The 12,638-nt window shown below is 47.8% G+C and carries 11 protein-coding genes and 1 tRNA gene; 7 read left to right on the forward strand and 5 right to left on the reverse strand.

Features of this window, described 5'->3' with window-relative positions; genetic code table 11:
- Both S1OALGB6SA_RS03850 and S1OALGB6SA_RS03855 read right to left on the reverse strand, forming a co-directional pair.
- On the reverse strand, window positions 1-1,340 hold a 1,340-nt coding region (locus tag S1OALGB6SA_RS03850), incomplete at its 3' end, for a phage portal protein family protein (protein ID WP_124032623.1).
- Entirely contained in the window at window positions 1,341-1,886 is a 546-nt protein-coding gene (locus S1OALGB6SA_RS03855; RefSeq protein WP_124032624.1) for a hypothetical protein, read from the reverse strand. It lies immediately after the preceding gene.
- A gap of 46 nt (window positions 1,887-1,932) precedes the next feature.
- Here S1OALGB6SA_RS03855 and ilvC point away from each other — a divergent pair, with 46 nt between their 5' ends.
- Window positions 1,933-3,387, forward strand: coding sequence for a ketol-acid reductoisomerase (gene ilvC, locus S1OALGB6SA_RS03860; RefSeq protein WP_037563563.1), 1,455 nt, complete (start codon window positions 1,933-1,935; stop codon window positions 3,385-3,387).
- Window positions 3,388-3,418: 31 nt separating this feature from the next.
- Entirely contained in the window at window positions 3,419-4,399 is a 981-nt protein-coding gene (locus tag S1OALGB6SA_RS03865; protein ID WP_037563566.1) for an aldo/keto reductase, read from the forward strand.
- A gap of 33 nt (window positions 4,400-4,432) precedes the next feature.
- On the opposite strand, the gene S1OALGB6SA_RS03870 is transcribed toward S1OALGB6SA_RS03865, so the two are convergent.
- Complete coding sequence (locus S1OALGB6SA_RS03870) at window positions 4,433-5,191, reverse strand: UvrB/UvrC motif-containing protein (protein ID WP_037563568.1); 759 nt, start codon at window positions 5,189-5,191, stop codon at window positions 4,433-4,435.
- Window positions 5,192-5,329: 138 nt separating this feature from the next.
- On the opposite strand from S1OALGB6SA_RS03870, the gene S1OALGB6SA_RS03875 reads away from it, so the two are divergent.
- From S1OALGB6SA_RS03875 to S1OALGB6SA_RS03890, 4 genes are all read left to right on the forward strand, one after another.
- Window positions 5,330-5,974: a hypothetical protein gene (locus S1OALGB6SA_RS03875; RefSeq protein WP_037563570.1), complete on the forward strand. Its 645-nt coding sequence runs from the start codon at window positions 5,330-5,332 to the stop codon at window positions 5,972-5,974.
- Between the two features lie 129 nt (window positions 5,975-6,103).
- Complete coding sequence (locus tag S1OALGB6SA_RS03880) at window positions 6,104-6,322, forward strand: OadG family protein (protein ID WP_052080204.1); 219 nt, start codon at window positions 6,104-6,106, stop codon at window positions 6,320-6,322.
- An 18-nt stretch (window positions 6,323-6,340) separates the two neighbouring features.
- On the forward strand, window positions 6,341-8,179 hold the full coding sequence (locus S1OALGB6SA_RS03885; RefSeq protein WP_037563572.1) for a biotin/lipoyl-containing protein: 1,839 nt from the start codon (window positions 6,341-6,343) through the stop codon (window positions 8,177-8,179).
- Window positions 8,176-9,429, forward strand: a complete 1,254-nt coding sequence (locus S1OALGB6SA_RS03890; RefSeq protein WP_037563574.1) for a sodium ion-translocating decarboxylase subunit beta — start codon at window positions 8,176-8,178, stop codon at window positions 9,427-9,429. The genes S1OALGB6SA_RS03885 and S1OALGB6SA_RS03890 overlap by 4 nt, the downstream gene beginning before the upstream one ends.
- 30 nt (window positions 9,430-9,459) lie before the next feature.
- Here S1OALGB6SA_RS03890 and S1OALGB6SA_RS03895 read toward each other — a convergent pair whose 3' ends face one another.
- Together S1OALGB6SA_RS03895 and S1OALGB6SA_RS03900 are read right to left on the reverse strand one after the other, a co-directional pair.
- Window positions 9,460-11,283 carry a phosphoenolpyruvate carboxykinase (GTP) gene (locus tag S1OALGB6SA_RS03895; RefSeq protein WP_124032625.1) on the reverse strand — a complete coding sequence of 608 codons (1,824 nt, stop codon included), beginning with the start codon at window positions 11,281-11,283 and terminating at the stop codon, window positions 9,460-9,462.
- A 242-nt stretch (window positions 11,284-11,525) separates the two neighbouring features.
- Window positions 11,526-11,597 (reverse strand) — tRNA-Gly (locus S1OALGB6SA_RS03900).
- A gap of 95 nt (window positions 11,598-11,692) precedes the next feature.
- On the opposite strand from S1OALGB6SA_RS03900, the gene S1OALGB6SA_RS03905 reads away from it, so the two are divergent.
- On the forward strand, window positions 11,693-12,638 hold a 946-nt coding region (locus S1OALGB6SA_RS03905; protein ID WP_148084017.1), incomplete at its 3' end, for a sodium:calcium antiporter.

Raw genomic sequence — 12,638 nt, forward strand, 5'->3', positions numbered from 1 at the left:
TTAAACTGCCTTTTATGTCTGTTCAATATCCGATTTGAGGCGTCGTCAAAGCTTCTGGCTTTGCTGATATCCTTCCGGAAGTCATCGATGATGGCATCAATGGTATCCTGGCCCTGCCTTTCCAGACGGCCTGTGAAGTCGAAGATGGTTTCGTTGTTTTCTCGGCGAGAGAATTGTTGGAAGCCGCCGGGAGAAGTTGGAGAGGGAAGCTGTACCTTGATGTGAGCTGGGTCAACCTGATAATGAGCGCTTAGGTAGTCGGCGTTGAACCTTGCGCCCATGTCATAGAGGATTTTGTCCCTTTCGGCCCTTTCTTTATGTAGCTCTTCCATTTGTTCGAACTCGAAGCGAGGGGCTGGTACTTCGGCTCCGAAATTGAATTGAGTAACGAGTGCAAATAGCTTATTGAAGGCCCCAGCCACCAGTCGTTGATCTGATTTGGTTATGTCGGCTTTCACCTGGTAGTGCACCTCGGCGGCTGCTCTGCTGCCGTGTTCACCTATATCGCTGGTTAGGGTTTGACCCAGGATGGCTTTGGCTATTTCGGCATTTTGAGCGTTATAGAAGGCTTCGTGCACCTGACCGGATTGAGAGCGGATTGAATCGCCCTTGATTTCCACATAGGAATCATCCGGACCGACGGCCACGCTGTTGGCGAGTATGTCTTCCAGGGCGGAAAGAAGATCGTCTCTGTCCTCGGTGGAGGCGCCTTTTTGGAACTTGCCATAAATGAAGGGTGCTCCAAATTTTTCTATGAACATGGTCCACCATCTGACGCCGTTTCTCCGGAAGGTGACTGGCCAGTAGACTTTGGAGAAGAGCTTGACGCCGTAGGGGTTCTGATATGAGGGGCGGTTTTGGATGAGGATGAATTTGTTTTCCGGCACTCTCGAGGCAGAAACAGAGGAGCGGAACATCAAATTCTTGCGTTGCGAGAAGAAGAACCATTCGGGCGGTTTGGGTACGAAATCGACGGCCCGCCACATTTTGGCGGTGGTGCCCCAGATGATTTCCACCGGGCAGAATCCGAAGGCTACTGCATCCATCATAGCACTGATGATGGTGGGGAAATCATAGTTTCGGACCATCTCTTTTACGAAGTTTACGGCCCGGCGGGCCTTAGGATTAGCATCGCCTGGTTCTATGGTAAAACCCGCGCCGGTGACTCCGGCCAGGCGGGTATTCCAGACGGTTTCCACCTGACTATCGTTCATGAGGTTGCGCAGATTAGGGATGCCGATGCCGGCCTTGGCCAGGATGACATCAGGGTCCGATAGGATATCCAGCATCGAGTATTGTTTGATGAGGTCGGCAAAGTGTTTGTTCGGGTTGTGTAACATTTAATATCTCCGCAGCAGAATGTAGCTTTCCCGCCGGATAGCGCTTTTGGGCGGTCCCTGACGTTGGCGGCGGAGTCTGTTGATGGCTTCTTTGACGGCGCAAGAGAGCGCGTCGGGACCGTCGTCATGGCTGCCGTCGAATAGATCGAGGAGCTGCTCCTTGAGGAGCCTCTGATCAGGGTCGTGAGGGTGGAAGCGGATTTTATGATTTTCGAGCAGGGGAAAGAGAATCCGTTCGATTCGCAGTTTTTTGTTTTCCGCATTATGGATGGGTTTCAGGGGCAAGGGCATTCCGTACTTTTCGGCCTCGCTATCCCATACGTCGATCATCAGATCTTGCTGGCCATTATCTTCCCAGTACATGGCCACGGGGGAAAAGGTTTCGTAGATGGAGTACATGCCTGCTATCAGTTTTTTGGGAGTTTCCCTGCGGATTCGGGCCGCCAGTATACTTTGATAGACTCTAACCGCTTCCAGGCACAAGTATCCCACATCCTCGCGTTTAATTGCAGCTTCGCACTTCGGGGTAGCTCTATATCTCACCATTGACCAAGACTGAAACCAAGTTTAACCTGCAATATGGAGTTTTGTTATGAATTACTTTAATTCCCTTCCGTTTCGAGAGCAGCTTAAGCAGTTGAGCACTTGCCGATTTATGGAAACAAGTGAGTTTCATGGAACAGATGCCCTTAAGGGATTGGGAATTGTCATCATCGGATGCGGTGCCCAGGGACTTAACCAAGGCCTGAATTTACGAGACAGCGGACTTGACGTAAACTACGCTCTGAGCGCACAGGCCATTTCTGATAAGAGACAATCTTGGCGCAATGCAACCGAACATGGATTCACTGTTGGCACTTCTGAGGAATTGATACCTCGGGCAGATTTGGTTATGAATCTAACACCCGATAAGCAGCACGGCACAGTTGTCTCAAAAGTTCTACCTCTTATGAAAAAAAACTCAACGCTTGGGTATTCTCATGGTTTCAATATCGTTGAAGAAGGTATGAAAATTCGCGAGGATATCACTGTGGTGATGATAGCACCCAAGTCTCCGGGTTCCGAGCTGAGGAAGGAATTCGTACACGGTTTCGGAGTGCCAGCATTAATCGCAGTGCATCAGGTTAACGACTCCGAAGGAAAGGGTTGGGAAATTGCGAAAGCATATGCCGTCGCTCTTGGCTCGGAAAGGGCAGGAGTATTGGCATCCTCCTTCGTAGCTGAAGTGAAATCCGATTTGATGGGCGAACAAACTATACTTTGCGGTATGCTACAGAGCGGTTCGCTTCTCTGTTATGACAAGATGCGCGCCAGGGGCGTCGATACCGCCAAGGCGGCTTCCCTTGTGCAATTCGGCTGGGAAGCAATGGCCGAGGCTCTAAAGTGTGGCGGCATTACACATATGATGAATAAACTCTCGAATTCCGCAAAAATTCGAACTAATGAGCTCGCCGGTCAACTAAAAAAAATTCTGAAACCGCTATACCACAGACATATGGACGATATTCTTTCCGCGAAATTCTCAGAAACTATGATGAACGATTGGAAGGACAACGATCATGAATTACTCTCATGGCGCAAAGAAACTGGCGCAACAGCCTTTGAAAGTGCCCCTCCTGCGAAGCGATTTCCAACTCAATTTTACTTTGAGAACGGTGTCGCCATGGCTGCCATGATAAAAGCCGGGGTTGAACTTGCCTTCGAAGTGATGGTGGAGAGTGGAATCAAAGCCGAATCCGCCTATTACGAATCGCTGCATGAGCTGCCCCTTATCGCGAACCTAATCAGTCGAAAGAAGCTCTATGAAATGAACAGAGTCATTTCCGATACTGCCGAATACGGGAACTATCTCTTCACTGACGCCTGTATCCCTTTGTTGGGTGATTTCATGGATGAGCTAGTTGATTCCGATCTTGGTATTTCCTACCCAACAGACGGAAAATTCGATGATTTAGAGCTCATCAGGATAAATGAAGCTATCCAGAGCCATCCGATTGAAAGAATTGGAAAGGTACTTCGCTCCAAAATGAGAAAAGTATCAACCTAAAACCTATTCGCAGGCATAAGGAGAAATAAACATGAAGAGAGTTATGTTGGGACGGAGCGACTTGGAAATAAGTGTCATCGGATTCGGCGCCTGGGCCATCGGCGGCCCATGGGAATACGGCTGGGGTAAACAGAATGATAACGAGTCAGTCGCTACAATCAGGAGCGCCCTTGAAAGAGGCGTCAATTGGATAGATACCGCTCCCGCTTATGGATTGGGACATTCCGAGAAAGTAATCGGGAATTTTTTGAAAGAGATTCCGGCAGCGGATAAACCTCTCATTTTTACCAAGTGCGGATTGCCCTGGAAGGAGGGCGCTCAAGGTGTATACAATGACATATCCCCCGCCTCCATACAAAAAGAAATTGACATGAGTCTTCGGCGTCTCAAACTCGAAGTGATTGATTTATATCAGATTCACTGGCCCAGCCCGGATGAGAACATTGAAAAAGCTTGGGAAACAATGGCTAATCTCAAACGCTCCGGGAAAGTTCGGCATATCGGCGTTTCAAATTTTTCGACTATACAGCTTGAAAGGATAGAAGGCATCGCTCCCGTGGAAACTCTTCAACCCAATTATTCCCTACTCTCAAGAAATATCGAAATAGATATCTTGCCTTATTGCAAAAAACGAAACATAGGCGTTATCTCTTACTCACCCATGGCATCGGGAATGCTAAGTGGGAAGATGACGCGGGAAAGAATCGCGACTTTGCCAGCGGACGATTGGCGAAAAAGAAAAGGCAATATGTTAAATGAGCCGCGACTTGGCAAAACACTTGCACTGGTTGATGTCCTCACGGATATTGCTAATCAATATGGAAGAAGTGCAGGTGAAGTTGCCGTGGCATGGGTTCTTGGAAATCCGTGCATTAGCGCGGCCATAGTCGGCATGCGGCATCCCGAACAAACCGCTGTTATCTCGGCTGAGAACCTGGAGCTTGGCAATGGCGATTTGGATAGAATTGAACGTTTTTTTGTCGACAATCCGGATATGAGTTCGACTCTCTAGCCTGTTCATCGAAAACTGGTTTACTGGAATCCCTTATTTGAGATGTTTGAGCTGATCGCGTATCAGCGCCGCTCTCTCGTAATCCTCAACTGCAACGGCCCTCCCAAGCTCCTCGGCCAGACTTTCCTTAAATGCATTCTTCTCTGCCTTGACATAAATTGTTTGTACCTGATGAATCACATCCGTTAGTAAACGAATGGAACGCGACTTCTCGAATTCGAATATCTGAGTATCGATGTGTGATAAGCCTTCGATATCGGTGATTCCTCTTTTAAGTGCCTCGATAGCTTTGACCTCTCTATTCTCCGCCAGATAAATCATGGCGTTCGAGATTGCATTTATCCGTCGGATATAGGGTCTGTATTGCAGCAATTCTTCTCGCCCGTCATTTTGATAATATTCATCAATCAAGTGGCAAATATTCAAATTGTGATCGGTGTCGCGAACAACGCGTCGATAATACCCCAACTGGAAGAGTATTAGATAGCGATAGTAATAAAGTAGACTCTCTTCCCGTAGAGCTCGAAAATCTTCATCGCTGAGAATAAGAACTCCTCCCGCCTTTTTGGTTGCCTTCTCTCTTCTTTGATAAATCTCAAGGAGATGATCCCCATTCTCCAATTTTCGTCCGTCGGGGCGGCCGTTTAGGTTGTATTGCTCGATTCCCAAGGGTAGACGGATCTGCATTAAATCGGAGCCATCCTCGCCCTTGATGAAACGAACATTGTTCCTTTCATCATAAAGCCAACTATTTAGAATACGACTCAAATCCCCCGATCGCCTCATCTTCATCCCTATACCATGAATTCTAGTGCTTTTTTCGGAACTTCGCTCGAATATTTGGGTTTAAGATTGTGAAAACAATGAAAAACACCATTAACCCTCAACATAGGATGTAAGAAAAGAGTATATATTGAAACTGAGAAAGATATGAAGCTGATTATCTATCGATTTGTGGCCTTTGTGTTCTTGTCAACCTCACTCATATCGGCTTCCGGACAGGAACGATATGTGCGAATCAGAACAATAGGGGGCATGGAACCCATAGGCGTTTTGTACATAAAGGGGGATGATGGGACTGTGGAAACCCCGTTGAGTACAAGCTACGGTTTTAGCCCCGGACTTGAGGTTTATTACGTTCTCAAAGAATTTCTTGAGTTTGGTGCTGGTTTTCAGTGGCAGCTTAAGCGCAAAGCCTTGCTTGAGAAGAAGACGGGAACCTTTAGTTCTATTCCGATTTATTCAACTACAAGAATCAATCTCACAAGGTCCGAGAATTTTTCAATGTATGTGTTGATTAAGCTAGGGTACAGTATTTTGAATAGTAGCAGCGAGTTCAGGGAAATCTGGGATTCTGAGCCGGGAGGGAGCCTTGATTCGACAAGGGGAGGACTCTATGGGATGACTTCATTGGGGATGTCAAAGAATCTCAAGGAAACTTCCAATTGGAAGTTAGACTTCGGTATGGATGTCGGATACAGCTTCCAAAGCTTCATAGGTTCCAATTCAGCAAAAAGCTACCCGCTATCTTATCATGAGATGCCCGTGCATATTTCCTTAGATTGGCTGTTCTGAATAAGATGCATCCACCGGCCAATGTGGAGATGGGCTATTGATTCGACTTCAGCTATCTACTATTATTATGTTGTCTCGAGTTCTCATAAAGTTCTCGTAACTCCAATATAAGTTCTTAAGGGAGTAAGGGTGGTTAATCAAGGACTCACTATCATGGCAACCGGAATGTTGGTGGTTTTCGCATTTTTAACCATTATGGTGATTGCAATGAGGCTTATGTCGGACATACTCCTGAAAATCTTTCCTGAAAAGAAACTAGCTGTAGCAATCACACCTGAATTCGCGGCACAGAAAAATGAATTGGAACTGGCGATAGCAGTAGCCGCAGCTTATATGAGTCGCAAGTAATTCCGATCGGAGCACTGAATGAAAAAAGTAGATTTTATGATTACGGCGTTTCGCGATGGATTTCAATCAGTTTTTGGAGCAAGGGTTTTCACCAAGGATTTCATTCCAGCCGTACAAGCGGCGAGTGAAGCCGGACTTAAGCATTTTGAAGCCGGTGGTGGGGCACGTTTTCAATCCCTTTATTTCTACAGTAACGAAGATGCCTTTGATATGATGGATCAGTTTCGCACCGCAGCCGGACATGAGGCGAATCTTCAAACTTTGGCAAGGGGCGTCAATGTCGTGGGACTCAGCTCCCAGAGCCGCGATATCATCAGGCTTCATGCAAAACTGTTTAAGAAACACGGCATAACCACCATTCGAAACTTTGACGCCCTCAATGATGTAAACAATCTAATCGATTCTGGAAAGGCCATCGTAGACGCCGGACTTAAGCACGAAGTCTGCGTAACTCTCATGGCCCTTCCAGAGGGAATTACTGGAGCTCACGATCCGGATTTTTACGAGATGACTCTGCGCGGCATTCTGGACGCTGATATTCCCTATGATTCGGTTTGCTTCAAGGATGCCTCTGGTACCGCCACACCCGCAGTAGTCCACGAGGCAATAAAACGAGCCCGCAAAATCCTTCCCGACAAAACCAAAATTGTTTTTCACTCCCATGAAACTGCGGGAATATGCATCTTGCAATACAAGGCAGCGCTGGATGCAGGTGCAAATCAAGTGGATTTATCGATGGCGCCTGTCTCTGGCGGAACTTGCCAACCCGATGTAATGGTTATGTATCACGCGCTGCGTGGTACGGAATACACATTGGGCATAGAGCCCAAAAAGGTCTACGAAGCCGAAGAAGTATTCAAGGAGTGCATGAAGGACTATTTCAAACCCCCAGAGTCTCGAACCGTCGAACCGTTAATCCCGCTCTCTCCCATGCCCGGAGGTGCACTTACGGCCAATACGCAGATGCTTCGAGACAGCAACATCTTAGATCGCTACGAAGAAATCACCAGAAATATGAGCGAGGTAGTAATCAAGGGTGGATATGGAACTTCGGTTACCCCTGTTTCCCAGTTCTATTTCCAGCAGGCATTCAACAACACAATGTTTGGACCCTGGAAGAAAATAGCAGATGGCTACGGGAAAATGGTACTAGGTTATTTTGGGAAAACACCTGTGGCTCCCCATCCGGAAGTGATGAAAATTGCCCAGGAACAGATGGGTTTGGAACCCACCAATCGAATGGTGGTAGATATAAACGATGAGAATTCAGCTCTCGGTGTGGAAGCCGCAAAAAAATTGCTCACCGACAATGGTATCACAAATCTCAGTGAAGAAAATATCTTTATTGCAGCAACCTGCCTCGACAAGGGAATCCAATTCCTTAAAAACGAAGCCAAACCGAATGTCCGTAAAGAATCCACGAACAAAAAAGGAATAACCGTCACCATAAACGGGCGCTCCTATGGCGTAAAAATCGACGGGCACGTGGCCAACGTAAATGGACAGGATTACAACTTCGATATAAAAGATGGTATTGATGCGACGAATGCCTCAGCATCCGCTCCGCCAGCTCCCTCTGTCACCCCCCCAAGTGTGGAGCCGAAACCAACTGCCTCCGCGAGCACAGGAGAAGCAATCGTGTCTGCCCCGATGCCTGGCCTGGTATTGCGCATTCCAGTCGCCGTGGGCGATCAAGTTAAAAAAGGAGATGAGGTGTTAGTCCTGGAAGCGATGAAAATGGAAACACCCGTCTCAGCCACCACCGAAGGCACAATCGACGCCATCTTCGTTAAACAGGGCGATCAGGTGAAAGCTGGTGAAACTCTGATACGTATCGGTTATGAGGAACGAAGATGAGCTTTGTGAACTCTCTGATAGACCTCTGGCACACCACTGGAATATATGGATTTCTCCAGGCTGGCGGGTGGCGAAATTTAGTGATGATAGGAGTTGGCCTCCTGTTAATATGGCTGGCGATAAAAAAGGGGTTTGAACCCCTGCTGCTGATACCCATCGGTTTCGGCGCCGTGCTCACAAATATACCCTTCGCTGAAATCGCCAGTCATACTGTTCAGATACTGGCCAGCGATGGCACAGTAGTTACGGAAAAATTTGGAGGCTTTATCGGTCAATTCTACGACGTAGGAATCGCTAGCGGCCTTTTCCCCTTGTTGATATTTATGGGCGTAGGCGCTATGACAGATTTCGGTCCCTTACTGGCCAATCCCAAAACGCTGCTTCTGGGAGCTGCCGCTCAATTCGGAATTTTCATCGCGCTTTTTGGGTCCGTCCTATTGGAGCGCATTTCAGGGTTTTCATTCGTTGAAGGACCAGGAAATACAACCCTGGCCAAGTCAATCCTTCATGTGGCAGGGTCGATCGGAATAATTGGTGGAGCTGATGGCCCTACAGCTATTTTCACCGCAACTCGTTTGGCTCCCAAATACTTAGGTCCGATCGCGGTTGCGGCCTATTCCTACATGGCACTAGTCCCCATAATCCAACCTCCCATAATGAAGATGCTTACAACGGACGCCGAGCGAAAAATAAAAATGGAACAGCTCCGATATGTTACAAAGGCGGAAAAGATATTATTTCCGATAATCGTACTATTCCTGTGCATACTGCTGCTCCCGAGTGCCACCCCGCTAATAGGCATGCTCATGTTTGGCAACGTTTTAAAGGAATCGCTTGTAACCGACCGACTCTCAGACACCGCCCAAAATGCTCTAATGAATGCCGTCACAATCATGCTGGGCCTGTCGGTTGGTTCCAAGATGTCCGGCGACATGTTTCTGAAATTCACCACCATACTCATATTGCTGCTCGGACTTATGGCCTTCATGGTGGGAACCATGACAGGCGTATTGCTTGCCAAGCTCATGAACAAGCTTTCGCCTAAACACCCCATCAACCCGCTGATTGGAGCGGCTGGGGTGTCGGCGGTGCCAATGGCGGCTCGTGTGGTAAACAAGGTGGGACTGAAATCAAACCCAAACAACTATCTTCTTATGCATGCCATGGGGCCAAACGTGGCCGGGGTGATAGGCTCGGCTGTGGCCGCGGGCATACTTCTGGCGCTGGTTCCAATATTGGGAATCTCATAGAACCGTCCCTGAAAACAGCGGTTATAGAATCTATCCCAGACGTTTTTCCAAAGCGTCAATCTGATCCAGAAGCTCCCTGGGAACCCTATCACCATAAATTTTATAGCTTTCCTTGATTGCGGACAGTTCCTCTTTCCAACCGTCAATATCCACGGAAAGGAGAGCTTCCAAATCGGCACTCGTAACATCAGTCCCACTGATATTGATATCCTCTTTTTTGGGAAGCAGACCAATCGCTGTCTTAACCGCATCCACCTTTCCGGTACAACGCTTGAAAACCCATTCAAGAACCCGACTATTATCACCGAATCCCGGCCAGAGCCATCTGCCGTCCTTGGTTTTCCGAAACCAGTTCACAAAAAAGATTTTCGGCAACTTATCGTCACTCGTCTTATTGCCAATATTCAGCCAATGCTGAAGAAAATCAGCAACATGGTAGCCAATAAACGGGCGCATTGCCATGGGATCGCGACGGACAGTCCCTGCCTTGAGATCCAGCGCGGCGGCGGTAATCTCGGAACCGGCGGCCGATCCCACAAACGTGCCATGAACCCAATCCGTAGCCTGATTTACCAACGGAATTGTGCTGGGTCGTCTTCCCCCAAATAAAAATGCATCGATTGGTACACCGGCAGGATCTTCCCAGTTGTCGGCGATCACTGGGCAATTAGCAGCCTTGGCAGTGAATCTGGCATTTGGATGAGCCGCCGGTTCTTTCGCAGTTGCAGCATTCCACTTATTCCCCTTCCAATCGATAAGAGTGTCGGGAGGATCATACCCAATACCTTCCCACCAGATATCACCGTCCTCCGTAAGTGCCACATTGGTAAAAATCGTATCCTTTGCAATCGAATGCATGGCATTGGGATTCGAAGCCATTGAAGTGCCCGGTGCAACCCCAAAGAAACCGGACTCAGGATTAATCGCATACAAACGCCCATCCGCGCCGAATTTCATCCACGCGATATCATCACCAACAGTCTCCACCTTCCAGGCCTCAATGGTGGGAATAAGCATTGCTAAATTCGTTTTTCCACATGCTGAGGGAAATGCTCCAGCAATGTGTTTAACTTCACCTTCAGGGCTTGTAATCTTCAGTATTAACATATGTTCCGCCATCCAACCCTCATCTCTAGCCTGCACAGAAGCAATTCGCAGAGCTAAGCACTTCTTACCCAGCAGTGCGTTGCCGCCGTAACCCGAGCCATAAGACCATATCTCGCGAGTTTCCGGGAAGTGAGCTATATACTTGTCCTTGACGGGAGCACAGGGCCAAACGCCATTATCCTTCTCGCCCCTGGCCAGTGGCTTCCCAACCGAATGAACCGTAGGAATAAATTCACCATCAGCTCCCAGAACTTCATATACCTCAGGCGTCACTCTTGCCATTATATGCATATTGATTACAACATAGGCAGAATCGGTAATTTCAAAACCTATTTTTGCGATGTCAGAACCCACGGGACCCATTGAAAAAGGGATCACATACATTGTTCGACCCTTCATACAACCTTTGTAAAAGCCGCGCATCGTTTTCTTCAATTCCGCAGGGTCAATCCAGTTATTGAGCGGTCCTGCATCCTCCTGTTTTTCAGAAGCAACATAGGTGCGGCTTTCTACCCGCGCCACATCACTTGGATCAGAACGGAAAAGCAGACAGTTGGGGCGTTTTTTGGGATTAAGTCGCGTCGCCAAGCCACCATTCACCAATTCTTCCGAAAGCTTATCATACTCCGCCTTCGATCCGTCACACCAATAGACTCCCTCAGGAGTCATGAGCTCAGCCCACTCTTTCACCCAGGAAACAAGTCTGTCGTGCTTAGTAGGTATTTCGTTTAAGTAGTTGATTTTCATATAGATGGATTTCCTCCAATTGCCATGGTATAGATTTCTCATGATACGGGATAATAACCTCAGCGTCTACCGTCGAACATGAACGCAAAGCTTAGCACTCTCCATTATTGGCGTAGGCACTATGCGGTTCAAAGCAGTATTTCGCCCGCCGTTTCACACGTACTCTGGGATATTCGCGATAGTCCAGATAAAGCATCACAAATCTACCGCCCGCACGGAAAATCGTAGCTGGCAATCGCGATAGCGAAAGACGAGATTCGAACTCGCGACATCCACCTTGGCAAGGTGGAGCTCTACCACTGAGCTACTTTCGCAACTATATGAACTTTATAACGAGACTGTTCTTTTTAATCAATACCTGTAATCTGGTGAACTATTTGACCCAAGCCAATCTTCGCTATAATGCCTGATGATTCTTTTGAACTACTTTATCGACGAAAACCTCCTAGCTTCCATTTTTTCGGATTTCCCTCTTTGGGGTCTGCTTATCGTAATTGCATTGATCATAGCTCTATTGTCAAAAAGCGCCAGCTGGCTAATTGACGGGACAGTAAACCTGGCTTTGAAAACCAAACTGCCAAAAATTGTAATAGGCGCGACAATACTCAGCCTGGGGACCACAGCGCCGGAAGCTTTTGTGTCGGTTATGGCCGCGTTCATGGGCACTCCCGGCCTTGCGCTCGGGAATGGCGTGGGCTCTATTATAGCCGACACCGGTTTGATATTTGGATTAACTGCGGTCATCGCTGCACCTCCAATGGATAAGTGGATTCTAAATCGTACCGGCATGTGGCAGCTCGGTTCGGCTGTCTTACTCGTAGTTTTGGCATCTTCCACATACTTCTTCGCGCCAGATGGCCCTGTAATAAACCGCATGATGGGACTGCTGTTCGTGGTTCTGCTTATTATCTACCTTATAATAACCTATAAATGGGCTCGGGATGGAATTCATACAAGTACAGAAGTGGGAGTGGGTGAAAAGCCAAAACCCCTGCCAATTATCCTCCTGGAATTCTTCGGTGGTCTGGTTTTGGTGATTATCGCATCGCGACTACTTGTTCCAGCAGCCGTCGAAACTGCCAGGCGATTCGGAGTGCCAAACGATATCATAGCGGCAACTATGATTGCTCTTGGGACATCCCTGCCCGAACTAAGCACAGCGATTGCCGCCATTCGCAAGGGACACCCGGAAATAACTATTGGAAATATTGTTGGAGCAGATGTACTAAACACCTTGTTCGTAATCGGCATGGCAGCTCTCGCTGTGCCACTAGCTGTTCCAAATAATTTCTTCTTGCTTCATTTCCCAGCAATGCTTCTAATCCTGATATCTTTCCGGGTATTTGTTTCACTCG

Source organism: Olavius algarvensis spirochete endosymbiont (assembly GCA_900608495.1).
Taxonomy (GTDB): domain Bacteria; phylum Spirochaetota; class Spirochaetia; order DSM-2461; family DSM-2461; genus UBA2779.

What these genes read in the sequence shown, in the direction of transcription:
- ilvC (WP_037563563.1), top strand. Translation starts at nt 1,933, where the DNA reads ATGAATTACTTTAATTCCCTTCCGTTTCGAGAGCAGCTTAAGCAGTTG.
- S1OALGB6SA_RS03890 (WP_037563574.1), top strand. Translation starts at nt 8,176, where the DNA reads ATGAGCTTTGTGAACTCTCTGATAGACCTCTGGCACACCACTGGAATA.
- S1OALGB6SA_RS03870 (WP_037563568.1), bottom strand. Translation starts at nt 5,191, where the DNA reads ATGAAGATGAGGCGATCGGGGGATTTGAGTCGTATTCTAAATAGTTGG.
- S1OALGB6SA_RS03895 (WP_124032625.1), bottom strand. Translation starts at nt 11,283, where the DNA reads ATGAAAATCAACTACTTAAACGAAATACCTACTAAGCACGACAGACTT.
- S1OALGB6SA_RS03855 (WP_124032624.1), bottom strand. Translation starts at nt 1,886, where the DNA reads ATGGTGAGATATAGAGCTACCCCGAAGTGCGAAGCTGCAATTAAACGC.
- S1OALGB6SA_RS03865 (WP_037563566.1), top strand. Translation starts at nt 3,419, where the DNA reads ATGAAGAGAGTTATGTTGGGACGGAGCGACTTGGAAATAAGTGTCATC.
- S1OALGB6SA_RS03875 (WP_037563570.1), top strand. Translation starts at nt 5,330, where the DNA reads ATGAAGCTGATTATCTATCGATTTGTGGCCTTTGTGTTCTTGTCAACC.
- S1OALGB6SA_RS03885 (WP_037563572.1), top strand. Translation starts at nt 6,341, where the DNA reads ATGAAAAAAGTAGATTTTATGATTACGGCGTTTCGCGATGGATTTCAA.